We start from the raw sequence: 14,661 nt of genomic DNA, 5'->3' as shown, positions 1-14,661 counted from the left end.
ATGACCGACGTCACGACGTCGGTCCCGCGGGGCGCCGCCGAGGGCGGCGCCCTGCGGGCCAGCGGGATCGTCAAGAGCTTCTCGCACGTGCGCGTGCTCAAGGGCATCGACCTGACGCTCGCGGCGGGGACCGTGACCGGGCTCGTCGGGCACAACGGCGCCGGCAAGTCGACGCTGCTCCGCGTCCTCGCGGGGGCGCACCCTGCCGACGAGGGCACGGTGACCGTCGACGGCCGCGCGCTGCCCCAGGGCTCGCCGACCGCTGCGCTCGACGCCGGGATCTCGACCGTCTACCAGGAGCTGTCGCTCCTGGCGAACCTCACGGTCACGCAGAACGTGTTCCTCGGCCGTGAGCTGACGCGCGGGGGAGCGCTCGACCGCCGCGCCATGCGCGAGCAGTCCCGCGCGCTCGCGGACCGGTTCGGGCTCGCGGTGGACGTCGACCGCAAGCTCGGCGCCTACCCCGTCGCGACCCGCCAGCTCCTCGAGATCGCGGTGGCCGTGGCGCGCGACGCGCGCTACCTGCTGCTCGACGAGCCGACGACGAGCCTCGAGGGCGGGCAGGTCGAGCGGTTCCTCGAGACCGTGCGCGACCTGGCCCGCACCGAGGGCCTGGGGATCCTGCTCGTCGACCACAAGCTCGACGAGCTGTACGCGGTCGCCGACCACGTCGTCGCGCTCGTCGACGGCGAGGTCCGCATCGCCGGCCCGGCCGGCACGGTCGACCGGCAGGCGGTCGTGCACGCGATCGCCGGGGACGAGGCCGTCGCCTCGACGGATGGGGTCACGGAGGCCGCGCACCGCACCGACGTCGTCCCGCTCGACGCGGGCTCGCGCCCGTCCCTCGTGGTGCGGAACCTGCGCACGCCCGCGCTCGCCGACGTCAGCCTCACGGCCCGTCCCGGCCGCGTGCTGGGGGTCTACGGGCTCATCGGCGCCGGCCGCACGGAGCTGCTGCGCACGCTCGTCGGCCTCGACAAGGTCCTGGCCGGGAGCATCGAGCTCGACGGCGCGCCGTACCGGCCCGCGACCCCCGCTGAGGCGCAGCGGCGCGGGCTCGTCTACCTGACCGAGGAGCGCAAGGTCGACGGCATCGTCGGCGGGCTGGACGCGACGACGAACGTCGTCCTCCCGGTCCTCGACCGCTACCGCCGGCTCGGCCTGCTCGACAAGCGGCGGATGCGCCGCGAGGCGACGGCCCTCATGGACCGCATGCAGGTCCGCGGGGACCGCGAGGGACCCGTCGAGCGCCTGTCCGGCGGCAACCAGCAGAAGGTGCTGCTCGCCCGGGTCCTGGCGCAGGCGCCCCGCGTGCTGCTGCTCGACGAGCCCACCAAGGGCGTCGACATCGGCGTCAAGACCGAGATCCACCGGCTCCTGCGCTCGCTCGCGCACGACGACGGGCTCACGGTCGTCGTCGTGTCGAGCGAGGAGGAGGAGATCCTCGAGCTCGCGGACGACGTCGTCACCCTCACGGAGGGCCGGTGCGACGGCGACGTCGTCGCGGCCGGCGACCTGTCCTCCGTGGACCTGCGGCACGCGGCCTGGAGCGCCGCGTGACCACACCGAGAACCCCTGGACGAGGAGTACCCATGACCATCCCCGACACCACGACGCGACGCCGTGCCGCCGTGCTCGAGACCGCCCGGGCCGTCGTCGCGCACGAGGCGCAGGGGGTCGCCGCGAGCGTGACCGACCTGGGCGACGTGTTCCTGGACGTGGTCCAGCGGGTGTACGAGTGCACGGGCAAGGTCTTCGTCACCGGGGCCGGCACGTCCGGCGCGGTCGCGCGCCGCATGGCGCACCTGCTCTCCGTGTCCGGCACCCCGTCGGTGTTCATCTCGGGCGCGGACGCGCTGCACGGCACGATGGGCGCGATGGCCCCGGGCGACATCCTCGTCGCGATCTCCCGCGGGGGCGGGAGCGACGAGATCAACGACCTGGTCGTGCGCGCCAAGGAGCGCGGCGTCGACACGGTCGTCGCGGTCACGGCGGACGCGTCCTCGCGCCTCGCGCGGAACGCGGACGTCGTGGTCGAGCTGACGATGATCCCCGGGATCGACCCCGGCGAGGTCATCGCGATGGGCTCTACCCTCGTGACGGCAGCGTGGGGCGACGCGCTCGCCGTGGTCCTCATGCGGATGCGCGGGTACTCGTGGGCGAACGTCCTGCACTCGCACCCGTCGGGGGCCGTCGGCAAGATCGACGAGGCGCCCCAGGAGCTGCCGCCCCTCGAGCCCTACTGGAAGTAGTCATGGACCTTGTCGCAGGGGTCGACTCGTCGACCCAGTCCTGCACCGTCGAGCTGCGCCGCCGGGACGACGGCGCGCTCGTCGGGACCGCGTCGGCCCCCCACCCCCGGACCGTGCCCCCCGTCAGCCGGCAGGACCCGCGGGACTGGTGGGCCGCGTTCCGGGCGGCGTTCTCGGGCGCCCTGCGCGACGCCGACGCCGGCCCGGCGCAGGTCGTCGCGCTCGCCGTCGGCGCCCAGTGCCACGGGCTCGTGCTCCTGGACCGGAGCGGCGAGCCACTGGCTCCCGCGCCGCTGTGGAACGACACGACGGCGGGCCCCGCGGCGGCGCGGATCGCGGAGGACTACGGGCTCGAGCCGTGGATGCAGGACGTCGGGATGGCGCCGTCGTCCGCGCTGACGATCATGAAGCTCGCGCACGTGGCGGAGACCGACCCCACGCTCCTCGAGCGCGTCGCGCACGTCCTCGTGCCGCACGACTACCTCACCTACCGGCTCACCGGGGCGACGGTCACCGACCGGTCCGACGCCGCCGGGACCGGCTACCTCGACGTCCACCGCGGCGTCTGGCGGCCCGAGCTCCTGGAGCGCTTCGTCTCGCCGGAGATCGGCTGGGCGGACGTCCTCCCGACCGTCCTCGGGCCCGACACCCCGGCCGGGACCGTGCACCCGCACGTCGCGGCCGAGCTCGGGCTCGGGCCGGGGGTCGTCGTCGGGCCGGGCGGGGGAGACCAGCACCTCGCCGCCGTCGGGCTCGGCCTCGTCGAGGGCGACCTCGGGGTCTCTCTTGGCACCTCCGGCGTCGTCCTCAGCCCGCGCCGCACGTCCGTCGTCGACCCGCTCGGCACGGTCGACTCCGTGTGCGACGTGACCGGCGGGTACCTGCCCCTCGCCTGCACGCTCAACGCCGCCAAGGTCACCGACACCTTCGCGCGGCTCCTCGACGTCGACCACGCGACCCTGGAGCGCCTCGCCCTCGCCGCGCCCGTCCGGGGGGAACGGCCGACGCTCGTCGCCTACCTCGACGGCGAGCGCACCCCGCGGCGACCGGGCGCGACCGGCGTGCTCGGCGGGATCACCGGCGAGACGACCCGGGAAGACCTCGCGCTGGCCGCGTTCGAGGGTGTCGTCGCCGGCCTCGTCGGAGCGGCCCGCGCGCTCGAGCGGGTGGGCGTCGACACGAGCGGCGAGGTCGTCGTCAACGGCGGCGGCGCCCGTTCGCTCGCGTACCGGCAGGTCCTCGCTGACGCCCTCGGCCGCCCCGTCGTGCGTCGCGCGGCCCCCGAGGCGACGGCGCGCGGGGCGTGCGTCCAGGCCGTCGCCGTCCTCGAGGGCACCACCGTCGCGGGCGTCGCCGCGTCGTGGACGCCGCCCGTGCTCGACGTCGTGCCGCCCCGCGAACACCCCGCGACGATCGACGCCCCCTACTACGACCTGCTCGCCACGGTCGCGGACCGGCCCCGGCCAACCGCGACCTGACCGCACCACCAGGGAGAACGCATGCTGTACATCGACTCCGCCGACCGCGACCAGGTCGAGCGGCTCCTCGCGACCGGCCTGTTCGCCGGCGTCACCACGAACCCCACGATCCTGTACCGGTCGGGGCTCACGGTCGACGACGTCCCCGCCGTTCACCGGTGGGCGCGCGCGGCCGGGGCTGGGACGGTGTTCCTCCAGGGCGTCGGCCCGGACGAGGCAGCGCTCGAAGCGCACAGCCGGGAGCTCGTCGCCCTCGGGCCGGACGTCGTGGTCAAGCTGCCCGCGACGCGCGAAGGCCTCGCCGTCTCCCGCCGACTGACCCGCGAGGGGGTGCCCGTGCTGGTCACGGCGGTCTACCACGCGTCCCAGGCGCTCCTCGCGGACGCGGCCGGCGCGGGCTGGGTCGCGCCCTACGTGGGACGGATGGGGGACCTCGGACTCGACGGCGTCGAGCAGACCGCCGACCTCCACGCGACGTTGCACGCTTCGGGTCAGGGATGCCGGGTGCTCGCCGCGAGCCTGCGCGACACGACCCAGGTCGCGGCGCTCGCAGCCCGCGGGGTCGAGGACTTCACGCTGTCCACCGCGCTCTGCGCGGCGCTCCTGGAGAACCCGGACACCGTCGCCGCGGCGGCGCAGTTCGAGACGGACGCGCGCGCGGCAGGGTGACGACACCTCCGGACGGACGACGACGCGGGGCGGGGACGGTGTCCCCGCCCCGCGTCGTGACCTGCGAGGGGGTGCGGCGCGCGGTCGTGACCGCGGCGCGTCAGTCGTCGAGCGAGACGGTCCCGCGGGCGACGCCGCCGAGCCAGCCGAGGCTGGGCTTGGGCGTGCGCTCGAACGTCTCCGGGTCCCACGCGACGAGCCCGAACGTCGGGGCGAACGAGCCCCACTCGTAGTTGTCGAGCAGCGACCAGTGGAGGTAGCCGAACAGCGGCAGTCCGGCCTCCATCTCGGCGTGCAGCGCGCGCAGGGCGTCGCGCGTGTAGTCGATGCGCCGCGCGTCGTCGGCCGTCGCGATGCCGTTCTCGGAGACCAGGACGGGCAGGCCGGTGATCTCGTACCCGAGGCGCGCGGCCTCCGCGATGGCGGCCGGGTAGTACTCCCAGCCCGTGAGCGTCTTCTCGGAGTCCTCCGGTGCGGGCAGCGGGCCGTCCACCGTGATGCGGGTGCGCGTGTAGGCCTGGACGGCGATGAAGTCGTCGCCCTTCGCGGCTTCCAGGAAGACCGTCTCGCGCGGGTAGGCGTACTCGCGCAGGACCTCCTCGGCGCCCGGGTCGGCGAAGAACTGCTGCGGCGCGACGGGCCACCCGACGGGCACCCCGACGGTCCGGACGAGCTCGACGGCCCGGCGGTGCGCGGCGATCAGGTGCTCGGTCGCGACCGGGTCGGGCGCGTGCATGGTGCCCGCCTGGAGCTGCTCGGCACCCTTGGCGGCCGTGATCATCATCGCGAGGATGTTCGGCTCGTTGATGGTGAACACGTGCGACGCGCGGTCGAGCAGCGGCAGCACGTGCTCGACGTACCGCGCGAACCGCTCGACGGACCGCGGGTCCGTCCAGCCGCCGTCCTCCGCGAACCAGCGCGGCGACGTGAAGTGGTGCAGCGTGATGAGCGGCGTGACGCCGTGCTCGAGGCAGCAGTCGACCATGCGGCGGTAGTGGTCGAGCTCGGCGCGCGAGAAGCGGCCCTCGGCGGGCTCGATGCGCGCCCACTCGATCGAGAACCGGTACGAGGTGAGCCCGGACTCGGCCAGCAGCCGGATGTCCTCGGCGTACCGGTGGTAGGAGTCGGCGGCGTCGCCCGACGGCTCCGCGAGCGTCGAGGCCGGGTCGACCTCGCGCGCCCACCAGTCGCTGTTGACGTTGTTGCCCTCGATCTGGTGGGCCGCCGTCGAGGCGCCCCAGACGAAGGACTCGGGGAAGGTGATCGACACAGGTACTCCTCGTCGGTCGCCGGTCACTTGATGCCGGTCATGGCGATGCCCTGCACGAAGTAGCGCTGCAGGAACAGGAACAGGATGAGGATCGGCGTCACGACGAGCACGGACCCGGCCATGAGCAGGCCGTAGTAGGTGCCGTTCGAGCCGACCGAGTACAGCGAGAGCGCGACCGGGAGGGTGTACATGTTCTCGGTCTGCGCGACGACCAGGGGCCAGAGGAAGTTGTTCCACGACCCGAGGAACGTGAGGATGCTCAGCGTCGCGAGCGGCGGCCCGCACTGGGGCAGCACGATGCGGAAGAAGACGCGGAACTCGCCCGCGCCGTCGATCCGGGCGGCCTCGATGAGCGCGTCGGGGATGCCGAGCATGAACTGCCGCATGAGGAACACGCCCAGCGGTCCGGCCAGGAACGGCAGGATGAGCGCCGGGTAGGTGTTGACGAGACCCATGTTGGACACGAGCACGAACATCGGCACGAGCGTGACGACGCCCGGCACCATGAGCGTGAGCATGACCAGGGCGAACAGCACCCGCTTGCCGGGGAAGCTCATCTTCGCGAGGGCGTAGCCGACCATCGAGCAGAAGACGATGTTGCCGAGCACGACGGCGACAGCGACGACGATCGAGTTGGTGAAGTACTGCCCGTAGTTGAGCTGGGAGAGCCACCGCTCGTAGTTGTCGAGCGTGGGGTTCTGCGGCCACCACGTGATGGGGCGCTGCAGGAGCTCGCCCTGCGTCTTGAAGCTGCCGAGCGCCATCCAGATGAACGGCATGAGGGTCAGGAGCAGCCCGACGACGAGCGCCGTGTACGTGGCGCCGCGCGACCAGCGCACGGGGCGGCGCGGCCGACGGCGCGGCGCACCCTCCGGCGTCGACGTCGCGGGGGTGGTCCGCGAGGACGTGACGGTCATGTCAATCCTCCTTCGACCGCAGCAGGCGGAACTGGACGGCGGCCAGCGCGGCGATCAGCGCGAACAGGACGTACGCGGCCGCGGAGGCGAACGCGTAGTTGCCGTACCCGAACTGGTTGTAGACGTAGTAGCTGATGGTCAGCGTCGAGTTGACCGGGCCGCCCTTGGTCATGACGAACGGCTCCTCGAACACCTGGAGGAAGCCGACCGACAGCAGCACCGCGCCGAGCAGCAGCGTGGGGCGCATGAGCGGGACCGTGATGGAGCGGAACCGGCGCCACGAGCCAGCGCCGTCGACCTCGGCCGCCTCGTAGACGTCGCGCGGGATCGCCTGGAGGCCTGCCAGGAAGATGATCATGAGCGTGCCCATGTTGCGCCAGGCCGCCATGACGATGATCGACGGCATCGCCGTCGCGCTGTCGTTGAGCCAGTCCGGGCCGTCGATGCCGACCCAGCCGAGCACGGTGTTGACGAGGCCGGAGTCCTGGAGGATGAACCGCCAGACGACGGCGACTGCGACGATCGAGGTCACGACGGGCGTGTAGAAGCCGACGCGGAAGACGCTGCGGAACTTCTCGATGCCCGAGTTGAGAGCGACGGCGAGTGCGAGCCCGAGCACCATCGTCAGCGGGATGCCGACGAGGACGAAGTAGAACGTGTTGAGCAGCGCCTTGCGGAACAGCTCGTCCTGGAAGACGCTGGTGAAGTTCTCGAGCCCGACGAAGTTCACCGCGAACGGCGTCTTGATGTCACGGATCGTGAGGTCCGAGAACGACATCCCGAACGACGCGAGCAGCGGCCCCAGCATGAAGACCGCGAAGACTGCGACGAACGGGAGAGCGAACAGCCAGGCGACGAGCGCTTGCCGTCGCCGGTGGACGGCGCCGGCCGTACGCCGGCGCCGTCCCTCGGTGGTGGTGGTCATGACTGACGGGCCCTGTTACCAGCCGAGCCCGAGCGTGTCGGCCTTGGCCTGGATCGCCTTGGCGGCGTCCTCGGACGTGACCTGACCGTTCGCGACCTTCTCGGCCTCGGTCTCGATCGTCGCGGAGAGCTCGTCCCAGCTCGGCACGGTCGGCGGGGCGATCGTGTTCTCGAGCTGCTGCTGGAGCACCTGGGTGCGCGGGTTGGACGTCAGCGGCTCGTAGTCCCACGCGGTGGTGAGGGCGGGCAGGTCGCTCGTCGCGTCGAACCAGGCCTGCTGCGTCTCGGGCTGGGCGAGCCAGCGCACGAGCTTCCAGGCGCCGTCGGCGTTCTTGGCCTCGGCGAAGACGCCGAGGTGGGCGCCGCCGATGTACGAGTCGTTGTTCGCGGAGCCCGCGGGCACCGGGACGGTGGCGACGTTCTGCTCGACCCAGTCCTCGCCCTGGAGGTCGGCGAGCACGTTGACCATCCACGGGCCGGAGATGAAGGCCGGGTCGGAGCCGTCGACGAACGCGCTGTTCTGCGAGTCGCCGTAGCCGGACAGCGGCGACAGCCCCTCGGTGAAGAAGGACGCGTAGTAGTCGAGCGCGTCGACCATCGCCTGGTTGTCGAGGTCGAACGCGTCGCCCGCCTCGTTGAGGACCGAGCCGCCGGCCTGCGAGTAGAACGGCAGGATGACCTGCGTGGAGTCCTCCGCGTCGCCCATCGGGAGCTGGAGGCCGTAGGTCGAGCCGTTGGCCTTCATCGCCTCGGCGAACGAGGTGAGCTCCTCCCACGACGTGGGCGCCTCGACCCCGGCGGCCTTGGCCAGGTCGGAGCGGTAGTACAGGACGCGGGTCTCGACGTACCACGGCACGCCGTAGTCGACGCCGTCCGCGACGGTCGAGGCTGCGGCCCCCTCGACGAAGTCCGCGCTGTCGACGAGGCCGTCCGGGACGGGCGCGAGACCGCCGGTGGCGACCATCGTCGGCATGAAGGACGAGCCGATCATGATCGCGTCGGGCACGGTGCCCGCGGCGACGGCGGTCTGGAACTTCGTCATGACGTCGGCCCAGGGGATCGTGGTCACCTCGACGTTCGCGTCGGGGTTCTCCTCCGTGAAGCCCTGGACGAAGTCGGGCAGCTTCTCGCCCTCCTCACCCATCGCCCAGATCGTGATGTCGCCCTCCGCGGGCGAGTCGTCGACCGTCGTCGTGGACCCGGCGGCGCTCTCGCCACCCGTCGAGTCGTCGTCCGCGCGACCGCACGCGGTCAGGGCCAGGAGTCCGACGACGCCGATGGCGACCGCCTTGCGTCCGAGCTTCATGAGCAATCCTCCTCATCGAGCAGTCGGCTCGTCTGGTGTGAGCCGCTGTGGAAACTACCTTAGCGTGCGCTCGGTTAGTATTTTCAACCGGGGCGTCCAGGCCGTACCGTTGGCGCCGAGGGACTGGCGAAGGAGACGGTGATGAACGAGAGCGACTCCGCAGGTGGCGACGCCACGACGGGGACGGCGGGGGCAGCGGGGAGCCGAGTGGCGACGACGACCGCGACCCGCGGCACGACGGCGGCCGGCCTGCCGGACCGACGCATCGTCCGGGGCGAGCAGCGCCGCCGCGAGATCCTGCGCACGGCCGTCGAGGTGTTCGGCGAGCAGGGCTTCCGCGGCAGCTCGCTGCGCGAGATCGCCGCGCGCGTCGGCATCTCCGAGGCCGGGCTCCTGCACCACTTCGGCAGCAAGGCGGGCCTCCTGACCGCGACGCTCGAGGAGCGCGACCGGCGCGACCTCGTGCGGCGCACCGAGGACGAGGCCGCGGGCGCGGACCTCCTCACGACCATCCGCGACCAGGTGCGGCGCAACGCCGAGACGCCCGGTCTCGTCTCGCTCCACGTCGTCGTCGCGGCCGAGGCGACGGACGCCGCCCACCCGGCCCACGACGTCGTGCGCGACCGCTACCGCGCGCTGCGCCACCAGGACGACACGCGCTTCCAGGACGCCGTCGCGCGCGGCGAGCTGCGCCCCGAGGTCGACCCCCAGGCGATCGGCCAGCTCTTCTCCGCCGTCATGGACGGCCTCCAGCTCCAGTGGCTGCTGGACCCCGACAACGTCGACATGGTCGTCCTCTTCGACCAGTTCCTCGCGCTGCTGCGCCCCGAGGGCTCGACCCCCGCCGCGCCCGCCCACCGCACCACCGAGCAGGAGACCGCGTGACCCTCACCGCCAGCCCCGCAGGCACGACCACCCTCGCGGGCACGACGCTCGCCTCGGGCGAGCTGACCGTCGAGCTCACGGGCGGCGGTGACGTGCGCGCCGTCAGCACGGGCGGCCTGCTCGTCAACCAGTACCTGCCGGGCGAGCACGACCGCATGCCCGGCGGCATCCTGCTGCGCGCGACCCGCGCGGACGGCGCGGTCGAGGTCGCGCGACTCACCGGGTCGGCGCCCGCGGTGACGTCGGTCGAGGTCGGCACCGACCGCGTCGTGTGGGCGGGCGAGGCGCTCGGGCTCGCCACGCGCGTCGCGCTGACGCTCGACGGGCGCACGCTCGTCTGGCGCGTCGACCTCACGGCGGGCGCGAGCACGCCGGCGGACGCGCGCTACGACGTCGTGCACGCGCAAGACCTCGCGCTCGCGCCGCCCGCCGCCGCGCTGTCGAGCGAGCCGTACGTGTGCCAGTACCTGCTGCACCGCGCGATGGAGCACCCCGACGCGGGCACCGTGCTCGTCAGCCGGCAGACCATGTCCGCCCAGCCGCGCCTCCCGCTCGCCGTCGCGTTCCTCGTCGAGGGCGCCGTCGCGCACCTCACGGACTCGCTCCAGGTCTTCACGGCGCGGTCGCGGCGCGACGGCGTCCCGCACGGACTGCTCGGGACCGTCGACTCCGCGGTGCTCCAGTACGAGTACGCGATGCCGACCCTCGTGTCCCGCCCCCTCGACCTCTCGGGCGGCGCGGCCCGCGTGCACGCGGTCACCGTCGTCGACCCCGACGCGCCCGGACCGCTCGCCGCGCACCTCGACGAGGTGGCCGGCTGGGCGGCGGACGCGGTCGCCGCCGCCGCCGACGAGCGCTCGACCACCCCGCTGCCGCGGACCGCGTCCGTGCTGCGCGACGCCCCGCTCCTCGCGGGCGACGAGCTCGGCGAGGCCGACCTGCTCGCGGCCGTCGGGCTCGGTGCCGACGACGTGCTGCTGCCCGAGCGTGACGCCGACGGCACGCTGCTGTCGTTCTTCACCGCCGCCGGGACGCACGTCGTCGACGCGCGCAAGGACACCGTCACCGAGCGCTCGCACGGGCACGTGCTCAAGGCGGGCGACGACGTGCTGCCCACGGACGACGTGCTCTCCACGACGGCGTTCGCGCCGGGCGTCTTCGCGTCGCACGTCGTGCTCGGCAACACCACGGCCAACCGGCTCGCGACGGTGCACCGGCACCACCTCAACCTCCTGCGCAGCAGCGGGCTGCGCGTGCTCGTCGACGACGGCCGCGGACCTCGGTTGCTCGGTCTGCCGTCCGCGCTCGTCCTCGACGTCGGCGGCGTCCGCTGGGTCTACGAGACGCCGCTCGGCCGCGTCGACGTGCGGACCGTCGCGCACCACCGCGAGAACCGCATCGACGTGGACGTGCGCTGCGAGCGGCCCCTCCACGTCACGGCGACGCTCGAGCTCGACGACGAGGCCGGCGGCTGGGTCGTCGAGCACGTCGCCCCGACGTCGGACGCCGGCGAGGCCGTCGTCGTGCACCCCGTCCCGGGCGGCGACGTCGACGCGCACTACCCCGACCTGCGGTACGTCGTGTCGTCGAGCGCGCCCGTCGTGCTCGACCCCGAGAGCTCCGTGGGCGCACGTACCGGGACCGCGCACCGCCTCACGAGCGCGACCGACACCGGTGCGCTCCGGCTCGCGATCACCGGCTCGCTGGACGGGGCCGACGCCGCGCTCGCGCTCGCCGTGTCGACCCACGACCCGCTCGCCGACCTCGACGGGACGCTCGCGGGCCACCTCGCGACCGTCCGCGGGGTCGTGCGGGGACTGCGGTTCGCGCCTCACGCGGAGCTCGAGACGCAGGAGCTCGACCTCCTCGTGCCCTGGTACGCCCACGACGCCCTGATCCACTTCCTCGTCCCGCACGGCCTCGAGCAGTACTCGGGCGCGGCGTGGGGCACGCGCGACGTGTGCCAGGGGCCGTTCGAGCTCGCGCTCGCGGGCGGTCGGTACGACGTCGCGCGGGCGATCGTGCTGCGCGTCCTCGCCCACCAGCACACGTGGGGCGAGTTCCCGCAGTGGTTCATGTTCGACGCGTACGGCGAGCGCTACAACGACTCCTCGCACGGCGACGTCGTGGTGTGGCCGCTGTTCGCGCTCGCGCAGTACCTCGACGCGAGCGGCGACCTCGCGGTGCTCGACGAGCCGGTCCCGTTCTGGGACCACGCGCACCGGCGCCCCGCCGCGTCCGGGCCCGACGCCGCGGCGACCGTGCGCGACCACGTCGCGCGGCTGCTCGACCACCTCGACCGCGACCGCCTGCCCGGCACCGCCCTGCCCGCGTACGGGGAGGGCGACTGGGACGACACGCTCCAGCCCGCCGACCCGCGGATGCGCACGGACCTCGCGTCCACGTGGACGTCCGCGCTGCTCGTGCAGGCCGCCGCGCTGCTCGCCCGCACCACGTCCGGCAGCGACGACCACGCCGCGCTCTCGGAGCGTGCCGGCGCCCTGGCGGCCGAGGTGCGCGCCGACCTGCGCGAGCGCGCGCTCGTCGACGGCGTCATGGCCGGGTACGTGCGCCACGGTGCCGACGGCGACGAGCTCGTCATCCACCCGTCCGACACGGTCTCCGGGATGCGGTACCGCCTCATCCCCATGACGCAGTCGATCATCGCGGGCATCCTCACGCCCGAGGAAGCGGAGCAGCACGAGCGCCTCGTGGTCGAGCACCTCCACTTCCCCGACGGCGTGCGCCTCATGGACCACCCCGCCGCGTTCGACGAGGGGATCCCGCACACGTTCCTGCGGGCCGAGCAGGCGGCGAACGTCGGCCGCGAGATCGGCCTCATGTACGTGCACGCGCACATCCGCTACGTCGAGGCGCTCGCGGCCCTGGGCCGCGGCCGCGCGCTCGACGAGCTGCTGCGCATCAGCCCGGTCGACCTCGGCCGCCGCCTCGCGCACGCCGCGCCCCGGCAGCGCAACGCCTACTTCTCGTCGAGCGACGCCGACTTCCCGGACCGCGAGAGCTTCGCGCGCGACTTCGACCGGCTGCGCGACGGGACCGTGGGCGTGCGCGGCGGGTGGCGCGTGTACTCGAGCGGCCCCGGGATCTACCTGCGCCAGCTCGTCCAGGGCGTGCTCGGGCTCACGGAGCAGCCCGGGACCCTCGTCGCCGACCCCGTGCTGCCCGCGACGGCCGACGGGCTCGCCGCGGACCTCGAGCTCGCCGGGCGGACGCGTCGCGTCGTCTACCGGGTCGTCGAGTCCGGCCAGGGCGTCCGGGTGCGCGCGGGGTCCGACCTCGGCGCGCTCGTCGACGTCGCCACGTCCCCGCGGGCGGGCGACTACCGCGAGCGCGGCGTCGCCGTCGCGACGGGGGACCTGGGTGACGCGGCGCTCGTCGAGATCACGGTGCCCGCGGGGTCGTAGACCGCGAGATCTCGCCGTCCCGAGCCGTTCCCCGCGCGTGGGTCGGAGGCGCTAGCCTTCGGACCACGCCGCCGTCGGGACGGCGTCACCCGCGACGAAGGAACACGCCGTGAGCCAGCCTCCGTACCAGCAGCACCCGGGCGGCGACGCCCAGCAGCCCCCGCAGGCCCCCGGGCCGTACGGGCAGGGTCAGCCCGCCTACGGGCAGCCGGCCGCCCCCGGGCCCTACGGGGCGCAGGCGCCGTACGGGCAGGGTCAGCCCGCCTACGGCCAGCCCGCGCAGCCCGAGCAGCACCAGCCGGCCTACGGGCAGATGGCGCCGCAGGCTCCGCCCGTGGCGCCCTACCCGCCGCAGGGCCAGCAGCCCTACGGCGCGCCGTACCCGCCCCAGGGCCAGCAGCCGTACGGCGCGCCCTACGGTCAGCCCGGCTACGGCGGTCAGCCCGGCTACGGCGCGTACGCCCCCGTCGGCCCGCAGCCGATGACGTGGCGCACGATCCTCGCGTACGTGTTCAGCCCGATCGCGGTGTTCTTCCTGCCGATCGTGTTCGGCGTGCTCGCGATCGTCTTCTCCGCGATCGCGGCCCGACGGAACGAGAAGACGGCGAAGATCGCGCTCGGGATCGCGATCGCGTGCACGGCGCTCGGGTTCATCCTCGGCGCGATCAGCGGCGTCCGGACCTTCCAGGAGCTCGCCGGCTGACGATCGCTCCGGGACCTCGCGGGCGTCAAGCCGCCCGGCGCGCCACGACCAGGTGGCGGGTCGAGTGCGCCACGAACGGGGTGGACGTGGTCCCGTCGTCGCGCGCGCCGGCCCGCAGCCGCGCGTCGAGGTCCTTGAGGACGGGGCGGTAGCGGTCGACCGAGAAGTCCGGGACCCACCACACGCACTTGCGCAGGAGCCAGACGACGGCCCCGACGTCGCGGAGCTCCATGCGGCACGTGGCCGTGCGGAGGTCGACGACGTCGAGGCCCGCGGCCCGCGCCTGCGCCGCCTCGTCCTCGGGGTCGCGGCCCGTGCGGGCCTCGGGCTGCGGCCCGAGGAACGCCTCGATGAGCTCGAACGCCGAGCCCGGCCCGACGTGCTGCGCGAGGTACGTGCCGCCCGGCCGGAGCACGCGGTGGATCTCCGACCACGCCGGGGCGACGGGGTGCCGCGCGGTGACCAGCCCGAACGACGCGTCGTCGGCCGGGAGCACGCCGTCGACCGGGACGACGACGCGCCCTCCCCGCGGGGCGAGGACCGAGCGAGCGCGGGCGGCGTTGGGCGGCCAGCCCTCGGAGGCGACGAGCGTCGCGGGGACGGGGTCGCCCCGGTCGTCAGCGGCCCCCAGCGCCTCCGCCAGGACCTCCCCGCCGCCGGTGTCGAGGTCCAGCGCCGCGTCCGCCCGCGCGAGGTGCCGCGACAGGAGCGACACGAACCCCCACGGCGGGCGCTCCTCGGTGGCGCGGCCGTCGAGCCAGCCGAACCCCCAGCCGGTGACGTCCGCCTGCTCGGCCTCGGTGATCAGCTCGTCGAAGGGGCGCACGACCCC

At 73.8% G+C, this 14,661-nt stretch carries 12 protein-coding genes; 7 read left to right on the top strand and 5 right to left on the bottom strand.

Annotated features, from left to right (window positions below):
• The 4 genes from ACN9MS_RS20010 to ACN9MS_RS19995 are packed head-to-tail and all read left to right on the top strand — an operon-like array spanning position 1 to position 4,399.
• Entirely contained in the window at positions 1-1,560 is a 1,560-nt protein-coding gene (locus ACN9MS_RS20010; protein WP_426310126.1) for a sugar ABC transporter ATP-binding protein, read from the top strand.
• A 32-nt stretch (positions 1,561-1,592) separates the two neighbouring features.
• Complete coding sequence (locus ACN9MS_RS20005) at positions 1,593-2,252, top strand: KpsF/GutQ family sugar-phosphate isomerase (RefSeq protein WP_087470396.1); 660 nt, start codon at positions 1,593-1,595, stop codon at positions 2,250-2,252.
• A 2-nt stretch (positions 2,253-2,254) separates the two neighbouring features.
• Positions 2,255-3,730 carry a xylulokinase gene (locus ACN9MS_RS20000; protein ID WP_426310125.1) on the top strand — a complete coding sequence of 492 codons (1,476 nt, stop codon included), beginning with the start codon at positions 2,255-2,257 and terminating at the stop codon, positions 3,728-3,730.
• 21 nt (positions 3,731-3,751) lie between these two features.
• Entirely contained in the window at positions 3,752-4,399 is a 648-nt protein-coding gene (locus tag ACN9MS_RS19995; RefSeq protein ID WP_426310124.1) for a transaldolase family protein, read from the top strand.
• A 100-nt stretch (positions 4,400-4,499) separates the two neighbouring features.
• Here ACN9MS_RS19995 and ACN9MS_RS19990 read toward each other — a convergent pair whose 3' ends face one another.
• Genes ACN9MS_RS19990 through ACN9MS_RS19975 form a run of 4 tightly spaced genes read right to left on the bottom strand, consistent with a single transcriptional unit; the run spans position 4,500 to position 8,816 of the window.
• On the bottom strand, positions 4,500-5,669 hold the full coding sequence (locus ACN9MS_RS19990; RefSeq protein WP_426310123.1) for a glycoside hydrolase family 1 protein: 1,170 nt from the start codon (positions 5,667-5,669) through the stop codon (positions 4,500-4,502).
• A 23-nt stretch (positions 5,670-5,692) separates the two neighbouring features.
• Positions 5,693-6,586: a carbohydrate ABC transporter permease gene (locus tag ACN9MS_RS19985; RefSeq protein WP_378215696.1), complete on the bottom strand. Its 894-nt coding sequence runs from the start codon at positions 6,584-6,586 to the stop codon at positions 5,693-5,695.
• A 1-nt stretch (position 6,587) separates the two neighbouring features.
• Positions 6,588-7,511, bottom strand: coding sequence for a carbohydrate ABC transporter permease (locus ACN9MS_RS19980; RefSeq protein WP_426310122.1), 924 nt, complete (start codon positions 7,509-7,511; stop codon positions 6,588-6,590).
• A gap of 15 nt (positions 7,512-7,526) precedes the next feature.
• Positions 7,527-8,816: an extracellular solute-binding protein gene (locus tag ACN9MS_RS19975; protein ID WP_426310121.1), complete on the bottom strand. Its 1,290-nt coding sequence runs from the start codon at positions 8,814-8,816 to the stop codon at positions 7,527-7,529.
• Between the two features lie 141 nt (positions 8,817-8,957).
• Here ACN9MS_RS19975 and ACN9MS_RS19970 point away from each other — a divergent pair, with 141 nt between their 5' ends.
• The 3 genes from ACN9MS_RS19970 (at position 8,958) to ACN9MS_RS19960 (ending at position 13,829) form a co-directional block, all read left to right on the top strand.
• Positions 8,958-9,701, top strand: coding sequence for a TetR/AcrR family transcriptional regulator (locus tag ACN9MS_RS19970; RefSeq protein WP_426310120.1), 744 nt, complete (start codon positions 8,958-8,960; stop codon positions 9,699-9,701).
• Positions 9,698-13,126 (top strand): GH36-type glycosyl hydrolase domain-containing protein, encoded by a 3,429-nt coding sequence (locus tag ACN9MS_RS19965; RefSeq protein WP_426310119.1) that lies wholly within the window; start codon positions 9,698-9,700, stop codon positions 13,124-13,126. The genes ACN9MS_RS19970 and ACN9MS_RS19965 overlap by 4 nt, the downstream gene beginning before the upstream one ends.
• Positions 13,127-13,235: 109 nt before the next feature.
• Positions 13,236-13,829 (top strand): hypothetical protein, encoded by a 594-nt coding sequence (locus ACN9MS_RS19960; protein ID WP_426310118.1) that lies wholly within the window; start codon positions 13,236-13,238, stop codon positions 13,827-13,829.
• Positions 13,830-13,854: 25 nt separating this feature from the next.
• Here ACN9MS_RS19960 and ACN9MS_RS19955 read toward each other — a convergent pair whose 3' ends face one another.
• The gene (locus ACN9MS_RS19955; protein WP_426310117.1) at positions 13,855-14,655 is read right to left on the bottom strand and encodes an SAM-dependent methyltransferase; all 801 of its coding nucleotides are present in this window, start codon (positions 14,653-14,655) and stop codon (positions 13,855-13,857) included.
• Positions 14,656-14,661: the final 6 nt, after the last annotated feature.

Origin of the sequence: Cellulosimicrobium sp. E-16 (assembly GCF_049913115.1) — a bacterium.
Classification (GTDB): domain Bacteria; phylum Actinomycetota; class Actinomycetes; order Actinomycetales; family Cellulomonadaceae; genus Cellulosimicrobium.
Note: the sequence above shows the minus strand (reverse complement) of the source record. Positions and strands in the feature narration are given on the sequence as shown.